Annotated in this window: 13 protein-coding genes; 8 read left to right on the forward strand and 5 right to left on the reverse strand. The window is 43.4% G+C overall.

Going from position 1 to position 17,672, the window contains the following annotated elements:
- Positions 1 to 498 precede the first annotated feature (498 nt).
- From IQ257_RS02120 to IQ257_RS02150, 7 genes are all read left to right on the forward strand, one after another.
- Positions 499 to 1,866: a methyl-accepting chemotaxis protein gene (locus tag IQ257_RS02120; protein ID WP_193873246.1), complete on the forward strand. Its 1,368-nt coding sequence runs from the start codon at positions 499 to 501 to the stop codon at positions 1,864 to 1,866.
- Positions 1,867 to 2,045: 179 nt separating this feature from the next.
- Positions 2,046 to 5,168 carry an Hpt domain-containing protein gene (locus IQ257_RS02125; protein ID WP_322744138.1) on the forward strand — a complete coding sequence of 1,041 codons (3,123 nt, stop codon included), beginning with the start codon at positions 2,046 to 2,048 and terminating at the stop codon, positions 5,166 to 5,168.
- A 65-nt stretch (positions 5,169 to 5,233) separates the two neighbouring features.
- The gene (cheB, locus tag IQ257_RS02130; protein WP_193873247.1) at positions 5,234 to 6,292 is read left to right on the forward strand and encodes a chemotaxis-specific protein-glutamate methyltransferase CheB; all 1,059 of its coding nucleotides are present in this window, start codon (positions 5,234 to 5,236) and stop codon (positions 6,290 to 6,292) included.
- 20 nt (positions 6,293 to 6,312) lie between these two features.
- Positions 6,313 to 7,425, forward strand: coding sequence for a CheR family methyltransferase (locus tag IQ257_RS02135; protein ID WP_193873248.1), 1,113 nt, complete (start codon positions 6,313 to 6,315; stop codon positions 7,423 to 7,425).
- A complete protein-coding gene (locus IQ257_RS02140) occupies positions 7,422 to 8,432 on the forward strand; it encodes a chemotaxis protein CheW (RefSeq protein WP_193873249.1) in 1,011 nt (336 codons plus the stop codon). The genes IQ257_RS02135 and IQ257_RS02140 overlap by 4 nt, the downstream gene beginning before the upstream one ends.
- 111 nt (positions 8,433 to 8,543) lie before the next feature.
- Positions 8,544 to 8,693, forward strand: coding sequence for a hypothetical protein (locus tag IQ257_RS02145; protein ID WP_193873250.1), 150 nt, complete (start codon positions 8,544 to 8,546; stop codon positions 8,691 to 8,693).
- Between the two features lie 440 nt (positions 8,694 to 9,133).
- A complete protein-coding gene (locus IQ257_RS02150; RefSeq protein WP_193932907.1) occupies positions 9,134 to 10,531 on the forward strand; it encodes an adenylate/guanylate cyclase domain-containing protein in 1,398 nt (465 codons plus the stop codon).
- Positions 10,532 to 11,114: 583 nt separating this feature from the next.
- Here IQ257_RS02150 and IQ257_RS02160 read toward each other — a convergent pair.
- Entirely contained in the window at positions 11,115 to 11,540 is a 426-nt protein-coding gene (locus IQ257_RS02160; RefSeq protein WP_193873252.1) for a leucine-rich repeat domain-containing protein, read from the reverse strand.
- 364 nt (positions 11,541 to 11,904) lie between these two features.
- On the opposite strand from IQ257_RS02160, the gene IQ257_RS02165 reads away from it, so the two are divergent.
- Positions 11,905 to 13,398 carry a glycosyl hydrolase family 57 gene (locus tag IQ257_RS02165; protein ID WP_193873253.1) on the forward strand — a complete coding sequence of 498 codons (1,494 nt, stop codon included), beginning with the start codon at positions 11,905 to 11,907 and terminating at the stop codon, positions 13,396 to 13,398.
- 185 nt (positions 13,399 to 13,583) lie between these two features.
- Here the strand turns inward: IQ257_RS02165 and IQ257_RS02170 are convergent, their stop codons facing one another.
- From IQ257_RS02170 to IQ257_RS02185, 4 genes are all read right to left on the reverse strand, one after another.
- Complete coding sequence (locus IQ257_RS02170) at positions 13,584 to 14,261, reverse strand: lecithin retinol acyltransferase family protein (RefSeq protein WP_193873258.1); 678 nt, start codon at positions 14,259 to 14,261, stop codon at positions 13,584 to 13,586.
- A gap of 75 nt (positions 14,262 to 14,336) precedes the next feature.
- Positions 14,337 to 15,044: a transaldolase family protein gene (locus tag IQ257_RS02175; protein WP_193873254.1), complete on the reverse strand. Its 708-nt coding sequence runs from the start codon at positions 15,042 to 15,044 to the stop codon at positions 14,337 to 14,339.
- Between the two features lie 73 nt (positions 15,045 to 15,117).
- Positions 15,118 to 16,572 carry an adenylate/guanylate cyclase domain-containing protein gene (locus IQ257_RS02180; RefSeq protein ID WP_193873255.1) on the reverse strand — a complete coding sequence of 485 codons (1,455 nt, stop codon included), beginning with the start codon at positions 16,570 to 16,572 and terminating at the stop codon, positions 15,118 to 15,120.
- A 65-nt stretch (positions 16,573 to 16,637) separates the two neighbouring features.
- Positions 16,638 to 17,672, reverse strand: a 1,035-nt coding sequence (locus IQ257_RS02185) for a molybdopterin-dependent oxidoreductase (RefSeq protein WP_228060345.1), incomplete at its 5' end; no start/stop codon positions are given.

Here is a 17,672-nt window from a genome sequence, read left to right on the forward strand (position 1 = left end):
ATTCCTGTTTCTAAAGCCTATTTTATTTTTTTATGCACAGAATTATAAATAATTGATAAAGTTTGCTTGAATTTGTTGCGTATATCGAGCAATTGAAATAACATTTACACAAGGTGTAATACTTGTCATACACAAATATGACACATTAAAAGGTTTTGCAAGAGGACAGAAGCAAACTGGCAATGGCAGTCCTCTTGGTTCAGCCATCCTGTGGATTGAATACACCAGGGTATCTATTTTTTTAGTTTCAATATTCATCCGTTCTGAATTCCGCTTAGGTTTTCTCGATGTCTCCCTAAATGGGGAGAAGAAATCTCAGGCGGGGTTTTGATTAACGGACACTATTTTGGATATCAAATTCGCGTCTACTACCCCCTTTTTTTAGAAAACAGGAGGAGAAGGGGGGGCAGAGAAAGAATAATCCTAAATGGAATTGATTTCTGGGATTCATCGCTACAACAGGTAAAATCACGCACCTAAATTGGAGAAGTATTGGCAATGAACAATGTCATTAATCAATTGCGCCTTGCGATCATCATGCTGGCTGTATTCGCTATTTTTAATTTAGTTGCAATCTATCGCCAAATCGACAGTATGAGTAGCGATAGTAGGATTGTAAATTATGCCGGAATTGTTAGGGGCAAGACTCAACGATTAATGAAGCTAGAACTCTCAAGTCAAGATACAGGCAGTATAATTTCCGAATTAGACCAAATCATTAAAGGATTAATTGATGGGGATGAAGAACTTAAGTTAGTCAATGTTAGAGACCGAGACTTCCAGTCAAATATGCAAAAAATTGAACAAGACTGGGATAAAATAAAACTTACATTGAAAGACTTGAGAAGTAACCCCAGCGACCAAAATCAAGAGCGCATTATAAAACAAAGTGAAGATTACTGGGATTTAACCAATGCAACGGTATCTTCTGCAGAAGATTTTGCAAAACGCCACGTACAAAACTCAAAAAACCTAGCTATCATTCTTTTCTTCGCCAATCTGGTTGTCCTGGCTGCAATTTGGAAACTCTCTCAAAATATTAAATTGAGGCTGAAGAAGACAGTCAATATCCTTGCCTCGTCTTCAAGCGAGATTTCTACAACTTTAGAAGAGCAAGAACGGGTAGCCAGTCAGCAAGCTACCTCGGTGAATGAAATCACTACCACAATGGATGAATTAGAAGCCTCCTCCCGACAGTCGGCGGAACAGGCTAAAGCGGCTGTCACCGCTGCACAGCGAGCACTGAAGCTTACAGAAGGTGGAACCGAAGCGGTGGGAGAAACCTTGGATGGAATGTATACCTTGGAAGATAAAGTAGGAGCGATCGCAGAACAGATTGTACGTCTTTCTGAGCAAGCTAATCAAATTGGCAGCATTTCCCAACTCGTTTCTGACTTAGCAAATAAAACGAATATGCTGGCGCTCAATTCATCCGTTGAAGCGGTTCGTGCTGGAGAACATGGTAAAGGCTTTTCCGTGGTTGCTAATGAGATTCGTAAATTAGCGGATCAAAGTCAACAATCGGCTGACAAAATTGGTCTTTTAGTTTCTGAAATTCAGAGTGCGATTAATTCAACGGTGATGGTGACAGATGAAGGAACCAAAACAGTCACAGCCGGGGTTAAGGTTGCTCAAAAAACGAATGAAGCCTTCGCTGGGGTGGCGGATGCCGTTGACAAAGTGGTGTTAAACAATCAACAAATCTCCCTGAACCTTAAGCAGCAAGTGGATGCAATTCAACAAGTGGTTCAAGCGATGGATACCATTAACAAGGGCGCAAAAGAAACGGCAAATGGTATCAATCAAACCAAAGTGGGTACTCAGCAACTGAACGAAAGTGCTCTGGATCTCAAGCAGATGGTGTAATCGGTGTTGGGCGCACGTCGGTGCCCCCCTACGGATCATAAATTTTAACCTCATCAGGATGCACCTATTACTTCGTTTCTTGTCTGTCGGTTTTAGTCCTTAGTCTTCGGTTGTAATTGGAAAGCCAATAACTAATGACTAATGACGAATGACTAATGATGAATGACTAATAACTAATCATGATGATAGAAGACGAAGAACTCCGGACTCTGTATAAAATTTCTGCCGAAGAACGCTTGCAGAAACTGGATATGGGTTTGCGGCATTTCCAAGAATACCCGGATGAGGAAGCAACTTTAGAACAGTTGCTGCGAGAAGCCCATAGTCTGAAAGGAGATTCCAGAAGTTTAGGTGTAGACACTGTAGAAGTTCTGACTTATCGAATCGAAGAGATTCTAGGATGCATCAAACGCAAACAAACTGCTTATACCCCGCAAGTGAACGAATTTCTCTATCACGGTTTAGATGCGATTAGCCGTTTGGTACAGGAAGCCGTGACGGGTGAACCGAGTGGGGTGGATACGGTTGAAATACTCGATCGCTTAACAAATGCTGTCTCCGAATCAGAACAGCAAAAACTTGAAGGCGAATCAAAGGAAGAGTTTGCCTTCCAACGTTTTATTGATAATGGCAATCTATCTACTACAGCTACTGCGATTGCCCAAATTAATGATAATACGTCTCAACTTGCATCAACGTATATCGATGATGAAGAACTCCGGACTCTGTATCAATTTTCTAGTGAAGAACGATTGCAGAAACTGGAAATCGGTTTACGCCATCTGCAACAGTATCCCAATGATGAAACAACCTTAGACGAGTTGCGGCGAGAAGTTCATGGACTCAAAGGAGATTCTAGCAGTGTTGGGATAGACGATGTAGAAACTCTCGCCCATGGGATTGAAGAGATTTTAGAGAACATTAGAACCCAAGAGGCTACTTTTACCCCCCTGGTGAGTGAAAGCCTCGATTACGGATTGGAAGCGATCGCTCTTTTGGTTCGAGAAGCCGTTACGGGTGAACCGAGTCAGGTAGATATTGCTGGGGTAATCGAGCAATTGATGGAAGCACTTTGGGCGTCAAACCCGCCACAGCCAAACGCCCCATCCCAACTCGCACCCAGCTATATCGAAGATGATGAACTGCGAGAAGTTTATCATCTTTCTAGTGAAGAACGGTTACAGAAACTCGAAGCAGGTTTACTGCATTTAGAAAAGCATTCCGGAGATATAACTACCTTAGAGGAGTTGCTGCGCGAAGCTCATAGCCTGAAGGGAGATTCTCGCAGTGCAGGGGTAGACGACGTAGAAACCATCATCCATCAAATTGAAGAAATTCTGGGTAACATCCAACACCAACAGACGGTTTTAACCCCAGAGGTAAGCGATCGCCTTTATCAAGGATTAGATGCTACTGCCAAACTAATCCAAGAAGCCGTAACGGGTCAACTCGTTGGAGTGGATACGCCTGGGGTGGTGGAACAGTTGATGGAAATTGTTGTTGCACCAGCTACTCCAGAGGCTTTACCCGTTTCGCCGACAGAAAGTCCTATCACCGCCACTCCAGACATATCGGGTGAACCTTATCACATTGACACCATTCGCGTTCAAACCCGCGATTTGGATGCGTTAATGGCACAAGCTGAGGAGTTAAACGTTACTAAAATTCATATTACTCACGCTACTACTGAAATTGAGGAACTCGTCAGTTTATGGCAAGAGTGGAAAGGGTTTGAGAAACGGAAATCCCGTGCTCCTTCGTCAGTAGGCATTAATCCACACCAAGAGCGTCTCGACGAAATAATCAACGCCCTGAGAAGTGCAGCCCAAGAAAATAGCAGTAATCTCGATCTGATTGCTGGAGACTTGCGAGACAAAATTCGCACCCTGCGGCTGCTACCCCTCTCCACGGTGTTTCAGTTTTTCCCCCGAATGGTGCGGGATTTAGCCAGACAGCAATCTAAACAAGTGGAATTCGTTATTGAAGGTGGAGAAACAGCCGCTGACAAACGCATTCTTGAAGAAATCAAAGATTCCTTGATGCATCTGATTCGCAATGCGATCGATCATGGTATTGAGACTCCCGATGAGCGAGAACAACGGGGCAAACCTGCCACCGCCACGATTTGGTTAAGGGGCTATCAAAGTGGCAATACTATTGTCATTGAAGTGGCAGATGATGGACGGGGATTAGACGTAGAAAAGATAAAACAAACAGCTATCCGGCGCAAGCTTTACCAAAAAGAAGAGCTAGACGCTATGACACCCAGCCAGATTTACGAGCTAATCTTTGCTCCTGGGTTTTCAACTCGAAGCTTTATTACTGAAATTTCTGGTAGAGGGATTGGCTTGGATGTGGTACGCACTCACATCGAACGACTCAAAGGCACGATTACAATCGCCTCCACTCCCAATCAAGGAAGTAGTTTCCGCATCCAACTCCGTACCACCTTAGCAACTATTAATGCACTAATGCTAGAAGTTGAAGGTATTATCCAGGCTCTACCCATTGAATTTGTAGAAACGAGCTTACTAGTTTCCCCAGAGCAAATTTTTACCATTGACGGTCGAGAGAGTATTGATTGGGATGGTAAAGCTGTTCCACTATCAAATTTAGTCGATTTGCTAGAACTTTCCAACTCCCCTGCTTATGCTTTTACCGCTAAAATAGAGCCACAAACGAGCGATTGGCGACCTTGTATCCTGCTCAAGGTAGGAGAAGACTATGCCGGATTATTGGTTGATCGTCTCTTCGATACGCAAGAGCTAGCGCTCAAACCTCAAAGTCAATTATTAAAGCGGGTACGGAATGTCATGGGAGCAACAATTCTACCCACCGGAGACGTTTGCACCATCCTCAACCCTCCTGATTTAATCAAATCCTTACAAAAGCAAACCCCCACAACTATTTCCGTCAAACCCATCGTAACGATTCAGCACAAACCTCTGATTCTCTTAGTCGAAGACTCCCTCCCTGTTCGCACCCAAGAAAAACGACTATTAGAAAAAGCAGGGTATGAAGTGGTGATAGCCATTAACGGATTAGATGGCTATAACAAACTCCAAACCCGTAACTTTGATGCCGTGATTTCTGATGTCGAAATGCCCCATCTAGACGGGTTATCAATGACTGCAAAAATTCGCCAACATCCAGATTATCAGGATTTACCTATTATTCTAGTCACTACCCTCAATTCCGATGAAGATAAACAAAGAAGTGCCGTAGCCGGAGCCGATGCTCATATCATTAAAGGTAAATTTAATCAAGATTTTCTCTTAGAAACTTTAGGGAGATTTGTTTAATTACCCTTAACTCCACCACCAACAACTCAATCATCCGTTACAAAATCTCTTACCAGCAATAATCTATGCCAATTCGAGTCCTATTAGTTGAAGATTCAAAAATTTCTCTAGTAATTCTAAGAAGAATTCTCGACTCATCCCCCCAAATCGAAGTGGTGGGAGAAGCTCATACAGGTTTAGAAGCACTGACACTCATTCCCAAAATTCAGCCCGATGTCATTTGTACAGACTTACATATGCCTCAGATGGATGGTTTGGAGTTTACCTCTGAAGTGATGACACACTATCCTCGACCGATTCTAGTGCTGAGTGTTTCAGTGCAGCAAGAGGATACTCATCATGTTTTTGAGGTTTTAGAAGCGGGTGCAGTGGAGGTTTGTCCTAAACCCCTTGCTGGACTCACAACGGATAATGAAGTATTTAAGCGAGAGTTAATTGATAAAATTATAATTCTATCTGGGGTAAAGGTATTTAAGAAAACCCGTAAAATTTCTTCCCCAGCTAAGACTAAAAATAGGTTTAATGTAACGACTAAGTTCTACCCAAAACCCAAAATTATAGTTGTTGGCGCATCAACAGGGGGACCTATAGCTCTACAAGAGTTATTCTCTCAACTTCCATTGGATTTTCCCATACCCGTGATTTGTGTACAACATATTTGTCTGGGTTTTTTACAAGCATTAATAGATTGGCTAATGACGAGTTGCCAATTACCTATTCAGATTGCTCAACCCGGAGAGATGCCCAAACCAGGAATAATTTACTTTCCACCGGAACACCGACATTTAGAAGTTGATGGGAAAGGGCGATTTGTCTGCTCGGATTCAGAACCCCTAGACGGACATCGCCCTTCTGTTACTGTCACCTTTGAGTCTGTTGCCCAGTTTTATGGCAAAGCAACCGTGGGAATATTGTTGACGGGTATGGGTAGAGATGGAGCGCAAGGAATGCAAGCGATCGCTCAAGCGGGTGGAGTGACTATCGCTCAAGACGAAGCTACATCAGTAATCTTTGGAATGCCGAAAGAAGCGATTGATTTGGGAGCTGCCAAAGAGGTGTTACCCATTAGTGCGATCGCGCCAATGCTGCTGGAGCTATTACAAAAACAGTTTCTGACCCTTTAAATTAGTAAGGGTATTATAACGTGGCAAATATAGATGATTTAAGTACAGGACTCAAACAGGCATTTATTCAGTTAATTGCCAAACAGACAGGCATAAAAATTAGGGAGCGCGATCGAGATGCTTTAAGCGAAAACATTTTTTTAAGAATGAAAGCGCTTCAAGTAGCATTTCCTGAAGATTACTATCAGTTGTTGAACTCCAAAACCCTAGATAGCCAACAAGAATGGCAAAAATTAGTTGTTCTGCTTACCAATCTCGAAAGTTACTTTTTCCGAGATAAAGAGCAATTCTATCTACTACAATCTAAAATATTACCTGATATAATTGAACGCAAACAAGCCAACAAAACTATCCGTATCTGTAGCGCAGGATGCTCGACTGGAGAAGAACCCTACTCTCTCGCTATTCTCCTCAAGGAAATACTACCCAATCTAGAACAATGGAATTTATTAGTTTTAGGTCTAGATATCAATAAAGAAGCATTACAAAAAGCGAAGATTGGAACTTATAGAGCTTGGTCATTTAGGAATGTTGATAAATTAATAAAGCAGCGATATTTTCAAATCATCAATGACTACTATCACATTGCTCCACAAATTAAGCCATTTGTTAAATTTCAAATTTTAAATTTAGTCAACGATCCATTTCCCCATCCTAGCTCTGACTTGCAAGATTTTGACTTAATTCTTTGCCGTAACGTTTTTATCTACTTTGAACCCCCAGCTATAGCCCAAGTTTTAGATAAATTTTACCACGCCCTGCAACCTTTAGGATATCTGCTAACAGGTCATTCTGAACTTTATGGTCAAACATTAAACCAGTTTCAGACAAATGTTTTTCCAGAATCACTAGTTTATCAACGTCGGGAAGATAGTTTAGGTTATCCGTATCAGGTTTCTTTCCCCAATAATCTCACAGGTTATCTAGAAGAAAACTTATCCCTAGATATGAATCGTACTACTCTCGAACGTGACCTAGAAAAAAACAATCTTAAAATGCAGCAATCTGCCCTTAATCTCCTTAAGCAATTACCTGCAGATACTAAACTACCGAAACTGGGTAATCTGACGGCGGCTGAACTCATTTTGCAACTGGAATCTTCTTTAAACGCAATTAACCCTGACTCCCTATGAAAGATAATTCCTATCTAGTATTCGGCTTAAATACCTACCTTTATGGTATCCAACCAGCTTACGTTGAAGAAATTTTTTTGCTCCCAGAGCTGATACATTGTCCCGAAGCTCCGCCTGAAATCGTTGGTGCTGTTAATCTTCGGGGAGATAGAGTTCCTGTTGTAGATCTAAACCTCACCTTTGGCAATCAAGTATCTGACTATCGCTTAACCGATAGTGTTATAGTTTTAAGGGGAGAACAATTTCGAGTTGGTATTATCGTGAATGAAGTTTACGAAGTAAAAATTATAGATTCAGAAGATAGTACTCCCGAGCTTTCTACTAATCTAAATTTAGCAGGAGTTGAGGACAATAAACATATCGCTCAGTTTACCCGACGCGCCGGAGATATTTTAATCTTCAGTAGTCCAGAGAATTGGCTGCCGACGATAGAAACACAACAATTTATATCTTTAGACCAAAACCCTGTATATTTTTCTAACTTCACTCTCGAAGAACAAGTAATTTTTCAACAACGCTCTGATAACCTAAAGCTCTCGGTAGATAGCCAAGATTTGAGTTTAAAACCTCTCGCAGTAATTATTTTAAATGATAATTTATTGGGTATTGATTTAGCCGTGGTGCGAGAGTTTACCGATATCCGTCAAGTGACGCCTATTCCTTGCTGTCCACCCCACATCATCGGAAACATGAACTTACGAGGCGAGATTCTTACCCTAGTTGATATTCGCGGTTTATTGAATTTACCAGTAACAGCCATGACTGCTAGTTCTAAGGCGATGGTTGTCGAGATTGAGGGTATAGTGGCTGGGGTAATGGTAGAAACGATTCGGGATGCGATGTTTTTACTAAATTCCCTAGAGATAAAGGCAGTACCCACGGCTACCTATTTAATGAAGGATAAATATATACAAGGGGCAGCATCCTATGATAAAAAAAAGATGGGTATTCTGGACTTACCAAAACTATTTCAGACGGCTGGCTTAATTGTTGATGAGGCAGTTTAACTAATGATTAACCGCTCATCAGGATCAATAAACCCTTGTGATGCACTCCAGACGCTGACTTCTAGGAGGTACAGCGCTGGCTTCTCTTAGAAATTCCCAGAGCGGTTTTAAGTGAGGCGACATCCATCCCCACTATCAACGGTACTCTTCACGATACGCTACACTCTCACTTTATATCGACCAACCGCCAATCCCAAGACAGGTAAAGAATCTAGAGTTTTCTGGAATGAATCCTATGCCATGATCGCAACTGTTGGCTGATCATCTCTTGCCAAATGTTTCCGGATTTGTAATTCTACATCCATTGCTCTACTTACCTTTCAGGGTTTTCTTTTTTTCTTCCTTTATTCAGAATATCCGGAAAGTGACAGAATAGGGATATACCTTGGAAAATAAAGTAGGAGCGATCGCTTGATGAATTCCTAGATCTGTCCGAAATGACCGAAATCGATGGGTTTCAAGCTCCGCCCTTCCCTTGACGGCTTTCCGCCACTTCCCGACATCTTCCAACTCGGAGTTACTCTAGGGGAATACTCCAAATAGCTGATTTCTTACTCTAAACGGCTTGTTACATTAGTTGATAAAATTCAGGGACATCTAACTCAGCTATAAATTCCAAGTTGCCGCGCGGCAATATCTGATACGGGTTATAAAACAGATAGGAGAAATTCCATAGCATCAAGTTATAAATTAAAATTCCAATGACGAGTAAAATGTTAAGACAAAGACTCGAAGATTTGAAAAAAAGAACTGGTGCAAATCTCGTCACGATTGATGCCATTAAAAAGTGGTTATTTCAATCAACTCTTCTCCAAAGACTTCGAATAAATCCTTATTATATTGCAGAAGATTCCGATTGCAATGTGGAAAAAATTATCTCAGAATTATTATATGGCGTCAAGGCAGGAGTCTTTGATTTGCACTGGGACGTTCACTGCCCTCATTGCAATATGATTACCGCTGAATTTAATAACTTAGGAAATGCCTCAGCACTCTCATTTTGCCAGATGTGTGCCCGTAGCTTTGAGATCGATTTCTTAGAGCGTGTTGAAGTAACGTTCTCCCTCAATAAAGAAATTGAAGATCCAAAAATTTCTCCTGTATGCGCTCCCCCGCCTATATTAAAAGCTAAATTTCAACTAGTTACTCCGCTCAATGAAACTGACTCCGCTACCGTCATCTTGGAAAAAGGGAGATATCGCTACTGCTGCCCTCTCACCTGTGCAAAAGGAATTTTGGTGGTAGAGGGGGAAGAGACGGAGGAACTTCAGGAACTTTGCATCAAACAATTGGAAGGCAAGCACTTTGATAAAAGCCAGCTAACTGTCTGTCCTGGCAAAGTCAGAGTTGAACTCACCAATATTGGTCACTCGTTATCTGGCATGATTATGCATATTGACGAGTTACCCGATGAGCTGACCTTAGAGCAACTTCCTCCCCGTCTTAGCGGTCTTCAACTTCTTCATTTTCCCGATTATAAATGCCTATTTGGTGAGCAAGTTTTATCAAGTCGAGAACGAATGAAAGTTCGCTCTGTTACTATTATGTTTACCGATATTACGGGTTCAACTTGGATGTATGAAACCCTAGGAGATGCTAAAGCTTATAATATCGTGCGTGACCATTTTGAAATTTTATTTCAGGCAATTGAACAGCATGGGGGAACTGTAGTCAAAACCATTGGTGATGCGGTAATGGCTTCTTTTTTAAGCAATGCACAAGCCATGGAAGCAGCGGCAGATGCTTTGTTAGAGTTTAGAAATTACAACAAAAATCGCCCGGAGTCCGAACAAATCCAGGTCAAGTTTGGAATACATCGCGGCTCTGCTGTGCTGGTTAATCTCAATGATCGTCTCGATTATTTTGGCTCAGTAGTCAATAAAGCAGCACGCATTCAAAGCGTATCGAGAAGCTACGAAATTTCGTTTTCTGATGAGGTTTATAGCGATAAATCTTTTTTAGCCGCATTAAGGGCTACTGGAGTATCGGGAATTCAAAAACATTATGAAGATTTAAAGGGTCTTAAAGGAAGACAGGTCGTGTACACGACCAGAATTGACATAGAGGAGCTAATTCCCCTAGTGAATATCCTAATCTGAGTGAGCCGATTATCTCGTACTACAAAAAATAAAGAAGAGAGCCACTTGAGGCGACTCTCCCGATCATCAGGGTGCATCTACTAAACACAAGTATAGCGCTTAGGGGTGAGGGGTGTAACCCCCTTTTTGTAAAGTTTTGATGAAGTGAGAGCAGGCGATCGCTGGAAATCCAATCGATCTTAGTCGGTAGACACCATTAAACTGAGACTCTCCCGTTTAAAAACGGAAGGTTCTCCCGGGTTATGAAGCCATGCATGAGATGGCATTAGCTTGTTTGCGATCGCACTTACCCAAAACTGCCAATTTGTTGGTAGTTGGTGCTGGAACAGGAATGGAATTGGTTAGGTACGGAAGTCGCAATCCTCCATAATCCCTATCAGGGATTGTTATTTATCGCACTCTGATTTTGACTATTTATAATCGTGAACACGACGGAAGTAAAAACGCAATTTCGTCGCGATCGCTTTTACCAGCCCCTGGCGCTCACATCATGTTGTATAAAGTTTCATGGGCTAACGGATAGCCTCATAAATCTGAGACGCTGTGATAGGACGGTAAATACGCTTTTTAAAAGAGCGTTCCCTCAAAAAAAGCAAACATTGGAAGGACTGACTGGGCAAGTTGGCTGTGCGATGGGATTGTTTTTAAGTTCAAGCTCAGTCAGGTTGGTAAGTCCAGACAGAGGACTGACATCTGTTATTTGGTTACCGCCCAGGTTAAGCTCAGTCAGATTGGAAAGAGATGAGAGAGGACTAACATCTGTTATTTGGTTAAAGTTCAGGTTAAGCTCAGTCAGACTCGACAGAATTTCATCAGCTTGAGAACAATTACTTGTACCTGCTTTTTTTAAAAGTACCTCGACTGTTTTTCTTGAAGAAGCTGATAAGTCGGTTCGCTGGAGACACCACTCTCTAAAAGAACTACCCAGACTGGGTTGGGCAGCTATCGCAACTTCATATCCCCATCCCCACAGACTTAAGGAGAGAGCAAGTACGCTAATCCGTTTCATTTTACTTATTTTTTGACATCCCTTACCCCCAGATTATTGCACCTAGAGGTTAGTCGTTGGGGTATGTGATATTCCCTTACTTTAAGCTGCCAGAGGTGCAAGGACTTGTCGGTTTAGATAATCGGGTGTGGAGAAGGTTATAACACACGACTATGGTACTCCCTATCGTCCAAATCTGCGAAATGCAAGCGGATTAACCTATGCTATTGAAGTGGGGGATTATTTTCGCAATCTTAGCGGAGAGATGAAACTGCCCGTGCCTGTCCTACTGTACAGGATGTCCAGGTTGTCGCCTACTTTCTGCATATTCGGGTAAAAACGCCTGCTGATTGAGGCGCGATCGCTAATTTACAAGGAAAGTCCTATGACTGCACAAGCCCCATCTGCCAACCTATCTGTATTAGAAGAAATTAAGTCTGGTTTGCCTAATATTTGCGGTTGGGAAGCAGAAATTAGTTCGGTAGTAAACCACAATGAACCCGTATTTTTGCCCACAACGAATCTCCGCCTAGAAGACATCACCGCCGGATTTGCCTGTGCCCTCCATATGCATCAACCCACCGTCCCGGCGGGTGCGAATGGCGAACCGATCAGCCATCTCCAGTATATGTTTGAGCATTCCCAGGAAGGGGATAACCACAATGCCGAACCCTTTGCCTGGTGCTATTCGCGCATGGGAGAGTTTATTCCCCAATTAGTTTCCGAAGGTTGCAATCCTCGAATCATGCTGGACTATTCCGGCAATTTACTCTGGGGATTGCAGCAAATGGGGCGAGAGGATATCCTCAATAATCTCAAGCGTATCACCTGCGATCCTCAGTATCAACCCTATGTAGAATGGCTGGGGACGATGTGGAGTCATGCTGTTGTCCCTTCAACCCCAATTCCCGACCTTAAACTCCACATCCAAGCGTGGCAACATTACTTTGCTGCCATTTTTGGTTATGATGCCCTGAAGCGGGTTAAAGGCTTTTCGCCCCCAGAAATGCACCTGCCCAATCACCCCGATACCCTATACGAATACATCAAAGCCCTGAAAGAATGCGGCTATCGCTGGTTAATGGTGCAAGAACATTCCGTCGAAAACCTGGATGGCTCAGGGCTGCAACACGACCAGAAATATATCCCAAACCGTTTAGTTGCCCGCAATTCCCACGGTGAAACGATTAGTATCACCGCATTGATTAAAACTCAGGGTTCAGATACGAAGTTAGTGGCGCAGATGCAGCCTTATTTTGAGGCAAAAGGGCGAGGGAAGCAACAAATTGGGAATGTAACGGTTCCCTCGGTAGTCACTCAAATTGCCGATGGCGAAAACGGCGGTGTGATGATGAATGAATTTCCCCGCGATTTCTTCCGCATTTACAATGAAATCCGCGAACAAGGTGGGGGGAAGACAGGTATTGTGCCAATGAACGGCACTGAATATTTAGAACTGATTGAAGCCGCAGGGATTAATCCTGACGACTATCCCACTTGTCAAGCTGTAGGTCAACATAAGATTTGGCAGCAAGTTGACCCAGATAATGCTACACCGGAAGCCGTGGAAAACGCGATCGCACAATTAAAAGAAACTGACCACAATTTCCACATGGACGGGGCTTCTTGGACTAATGATTTAAGTTGGGTCAAAGGCTACGAAAATGTTTTGGGTCCCATGAAGAAACTCAGCGCCGCATTTCACCTAAAGTATGATCCATTAGTGCAGCAAGACCCCTCAGTTACGAAGCAACCTGACTATCAACAAGCTTTGCTGTATAATTTGTTACTGCAAACAAGCTGTTTCCGGTATTGGGGACAGGGGATGTGGACTGATTTTGCGAACGAACTGTACCGTCGAGGTGAAGCAGTACTCTAGCTGTTGTGGTGTCCTTTTACTAAGCTTAAACTTTGCAGCCCTGACAATGAACCTCAAGATATCGTAAAGTGGGCAAAATAACTAACAATAGTATAAGCATTTCAGCTTTATAAATTTTGCCCACCCTACCTAAAATCTGAAAAGTCGTACCCATGCAATTTTGAAAATATCTCGATTGGCAAAATTTATTTCAAATTCATCCGGTTCTGAATGAGAGTTTCAGTCATCTTAGCTAAATGATCTAACTTCTCTTTCTTTTCTTTCGCCGTTTTCTCATAATTTTTCTTCCGCATCAACGCGGCACGCGCCAAGTCTTCCCGCTTTTGTTTCAGTGCTTTAATCGCTACTGTTTGCCAAATACTTATCTCACGCACATCCTGATTATACTGGGGTTGGAGGTTATCCCAAACAACCTTAATATCAGCTAATGCTTTACTCAATAACTGGTTTGCCTTGTTCGGATCTGTTTCCTGAAGCGCTTGTTTAATCGGATTATACAAGTTATCAGTATTCATCTGGCTGATCAGCGGAATAAAATTCCTAATTTGCTGGCTTTCATTAACCCCAGTTTTGCACCAAGTCGCAAAGTGTTCGCAGTTATTGTAAAGCAAGTTGTATTTCCGTTCACCCAATCGACTCCCGGCGCGGTGAACTACCACATCGGGAATAAATGAGGTTGGGAAACGCTTGATATAAATTTTTCCCCCTCTGGCAAATGTATCTAGGGAGGTGCGCTCAATCGTTTCACTGGGTTTGCGATAGTGGATAACTGTGCCGTCTCCACAGTCAATGCCATGATGCTCGTAAACCCCTTGTAGGTTGAGAAATTCTCGATAAGCGTAAATTTGATCGCCTCGCGCCATAGTTCGTTCAAAGTGAGATAGGGGAGCAGGGGGTGCAGGGGAGATGAGTAACACCTTAAAAATCTCTTTGTCTCCTTATCCTCCCATCCGACGCGCCGCTTCTTCAAAATCAGTCGCCGCTTGCTTGGTGGCAGTCACCTCAAAAAATGCGGAAGCGATCGCAGGTGAAAATGTAAACGTATTCAATCCTTGAGTTGTCAGAAACGCAATATCATCCACACTACGAATACTAGCAACTAAAATACGAGTAGTACTATCAACACCTGTCATTGCTCGCTGCATAGCCACTAAATCCTCACGCCCATTGCGCCCCAAATCACTAATTCTACCCAGGTAGGGAGCGGCGTAATCTGCACCTAAAGCAGCGGCAATCAGAACTTGGTGAATGGCGTAGACACCTGTGAGCGTAATCCGAATCCCTTGACTTATCAACCGAGAAGCGGCTTCCGTCCCAAGTTGAGTAACTGGCACCTTCACAACAATGCGATCGCTAATTGCCGCTAACAGCTTGCCCGTACTTACCAATGCATCAACCGAGGTTCCCCATGTCTGAAGCTGAACTTCTTTCGCCCCTAACTTAAACGCTTGTCGGGCTAACTCCTTCAACTGCTCAACGGAACAAGTCACCTGCGCCCGTTCTAACAAAAGTGGATTAGTCGTTACCCCGTAAAATAGACTGGTTGGCAGCCAAGTTTGCCATTGGGTTATGTCGGCGGTATCGAGAAACAAACGGATTTTTGGAGGGCTGGATGCCGATAATGTAGTGCGATCGCGTTGAATCATGAGGGCGCTTTATGATTAATCAAACATAAATTATCTCCTATCCCGTAGGACAGGCATCTTACCTGTCTTCTTGCTATAACAAGTGATAAATCGCTACAGGTTCACTCTTGCCCTTAACTTTGACCAACTCATCAACCAAGCGCAGATCAAAAGCTCTGGGATATTCTAGTGCGGTGACAACGGACGCCGTAACTAAAATACCACAATCGTACTTCCGAGTCAGACCTTCCACTCGTGCTGCAACATTCACAGCATCTCCAATTACTGTAGACTCAATCCGAGAAGTAAAACCAATTGTTCCCATAACCACCTCACCGCGATGAATGCCGATGCCAATTTTGATAATCGGTTGACCTTGGTTCAAACGCTCTGCATTAAATTCTTTAAGTGCCTGTTGCATTGCAAGTGCTGCGTGCAGAGCATTGCCTGTCATTTTGTCATCGAATAGTGCCATAATTGCATCGCCGATATATTTATCGATGAAGCCACCTGAATTGTTAATGACTTGCCCCATACAAGCCAAATAATCATTAAGCAGCGCAAAGGTTTCTAACGGCGTCATCTGTTCCGACATCGAGGTATAGCCACGAATATCGGCAAACAAAATAGTCATTAGGCGAGTAGAAGCGACACCCACCTGAATATTCTCTATACCGTCTGAGGCAATAACATTCAGAAATTTTTCCGGTACGAAACGTTCAAAAGATTCTAGGGTTTTCTGAAGTCGGTTAAAGGATGCTTGTAAGGTGGCAGACATCTCATTAAAAGCGGTTGCTAAGGCTCCAATTTCGTCGGCAAGCTTAACATCAGCGCGATGGTGCCAATCTCCAGCCGCAATTTTAGTAGCACTCTCCTGTAAGCGCTGTAAAGGATAGCTTAACTGTCGCGCCAGGATGTAGGCACCAACCACACCAAAACCAAGCCCCAGAGTCCCCACGAATAAAGCTTTTTGCACGGCATTTCTCACAGCATGGTTGACTTGCCGCATGGAAATGCCAATCCGCAGCGTACCCATTTTTTTATCGGCAAGATTGCGCATATCTGATGCCACTTCAATGATGGGTTCGCCACGATGTGCCCTCTGTTTACCTTTGGGAAATTCAATGTCTCGCAGCAGAAATGTTTCCGCAATCCGGGTGTCATTATAAATCTGTAACGCCGATTTTGTATCTTTAACGGCTACTATGTCGGGAAAGTACTGCTCCTGAAAATCATCAGGCACGGCAGCGACAATCTGATTGGACAAACGGGTATCTGAAACCAGAATGTAGATAAATTCTGGGTTATTTTGGAGTAAGGAATTTAGACCTACGCGGATTTGACTCCAATTCTGATCGATCAGTTCGTTCGTCCAGGCATTGGATAGCGCTACCGCTAGGGTCTGAGCTTCCCGCCGCTTTTGGTCGCGGTAAACTTGACTCTCGTTTTTCGCCCAACTCCACACCACGGCACCAACAATCGCCACAATTAATAGAGTGGTGACGGTTACAATCCGAGTGCGGATAGAGCGAAATAAAACGACTTTCATTCAATTAGGAATTTTGGAGTGGGGAGTGGGAATTTTTCTCATTACGTTTTGAAAGCAACTTGGTATTAATTTGCAATTTCAAGTTCTTCTACAAAGGTCATCCAGCGTCGGTCGTCGAGATGAGTCTCACAGGTGTCAGAGAGTGCTAAGGTGACAGGACCACCCATGTTGGCTGGAATGGGTTTCCTGTCATCACCCCAATGAGTTGCTAGCAGAATATTGCAATTTTCGATATCAGATCCCTTTAAGCGAATAGGATTAGTAGGATCGCGGTAGATTGGTGGCTTTCCGCGCACGATGACAGCACCGTTTGAGGGAACTGTGACTCCGGCAGCCGCTAAAACGTCCTGCATCAGTACTCCATGAAGCTTGACATCACCAACAGGCCAACCGATTCGGTAGCCGACGTTTTCTTCTAAACTAACTTGTGGTAGTTTTTGGAGAGTAGCAGCATCGAAAGAGTGATCGCCGACTTTTAGCTGGATTGGTTCGGTGCCAATTATCATATCGGTGACGTAAAACACCCAGAAGCGATCGGGATATTTGGGTTCGAGTTGCGGAAATTCTGTATTGGGAAACACTAAGTACAAGGGACCGCCTTCGCTGCGGGAAATCTTTTGGCGATCGCGCTCTAGGGCAATAGTAATTGGATATTGACGCAGATCTGCAAGGCTAACGGTTGAGCGATAACCGTCGTAGGCAACAAACGTTACCTCCTGAACATCAGGAGCAACTCCGAAGCGATCAAGCAATTTTGAGACAGCAATACCCCGAAAGTTAAAAACGCCATCGGGTGTACTCGTATTATTCGGGTCTTTGGTCTGAACTAATGTTGTTGCTAAGGCTTCGAGTTCTGACCAACTCAAGCGCACGGATTTGCCAGTAGCTGTTTGCCCATCAATGACTAGTTCCCACTCGGTCTGATCCTTAGTCGCCACCTGGGTGCCAACCATCATGGCATTCAGAGCAACTGCCTCTTGGCGTAGAGCTTCTAACTGAGCGTCGGTGGGTCGGTCGCTACATCCTGTTAAATAACTGACTAGAAGGAGTAAAGCAAAAACTAGAGATATTGAGAGGGGGAGACGGGGGAGATATTGAGA

Origin of the sequence: Coleofasciculus sp. LEGE 07092 (genome assembly GCF_015207375.1) — a bacterium.
Taxonomy (GTDB): domain Bacteria; phylum Cyanobacteriota; class Cyanobacteriia; order Cyanobacteriales; family Coleofasciculaceae; genus LEGE-07092.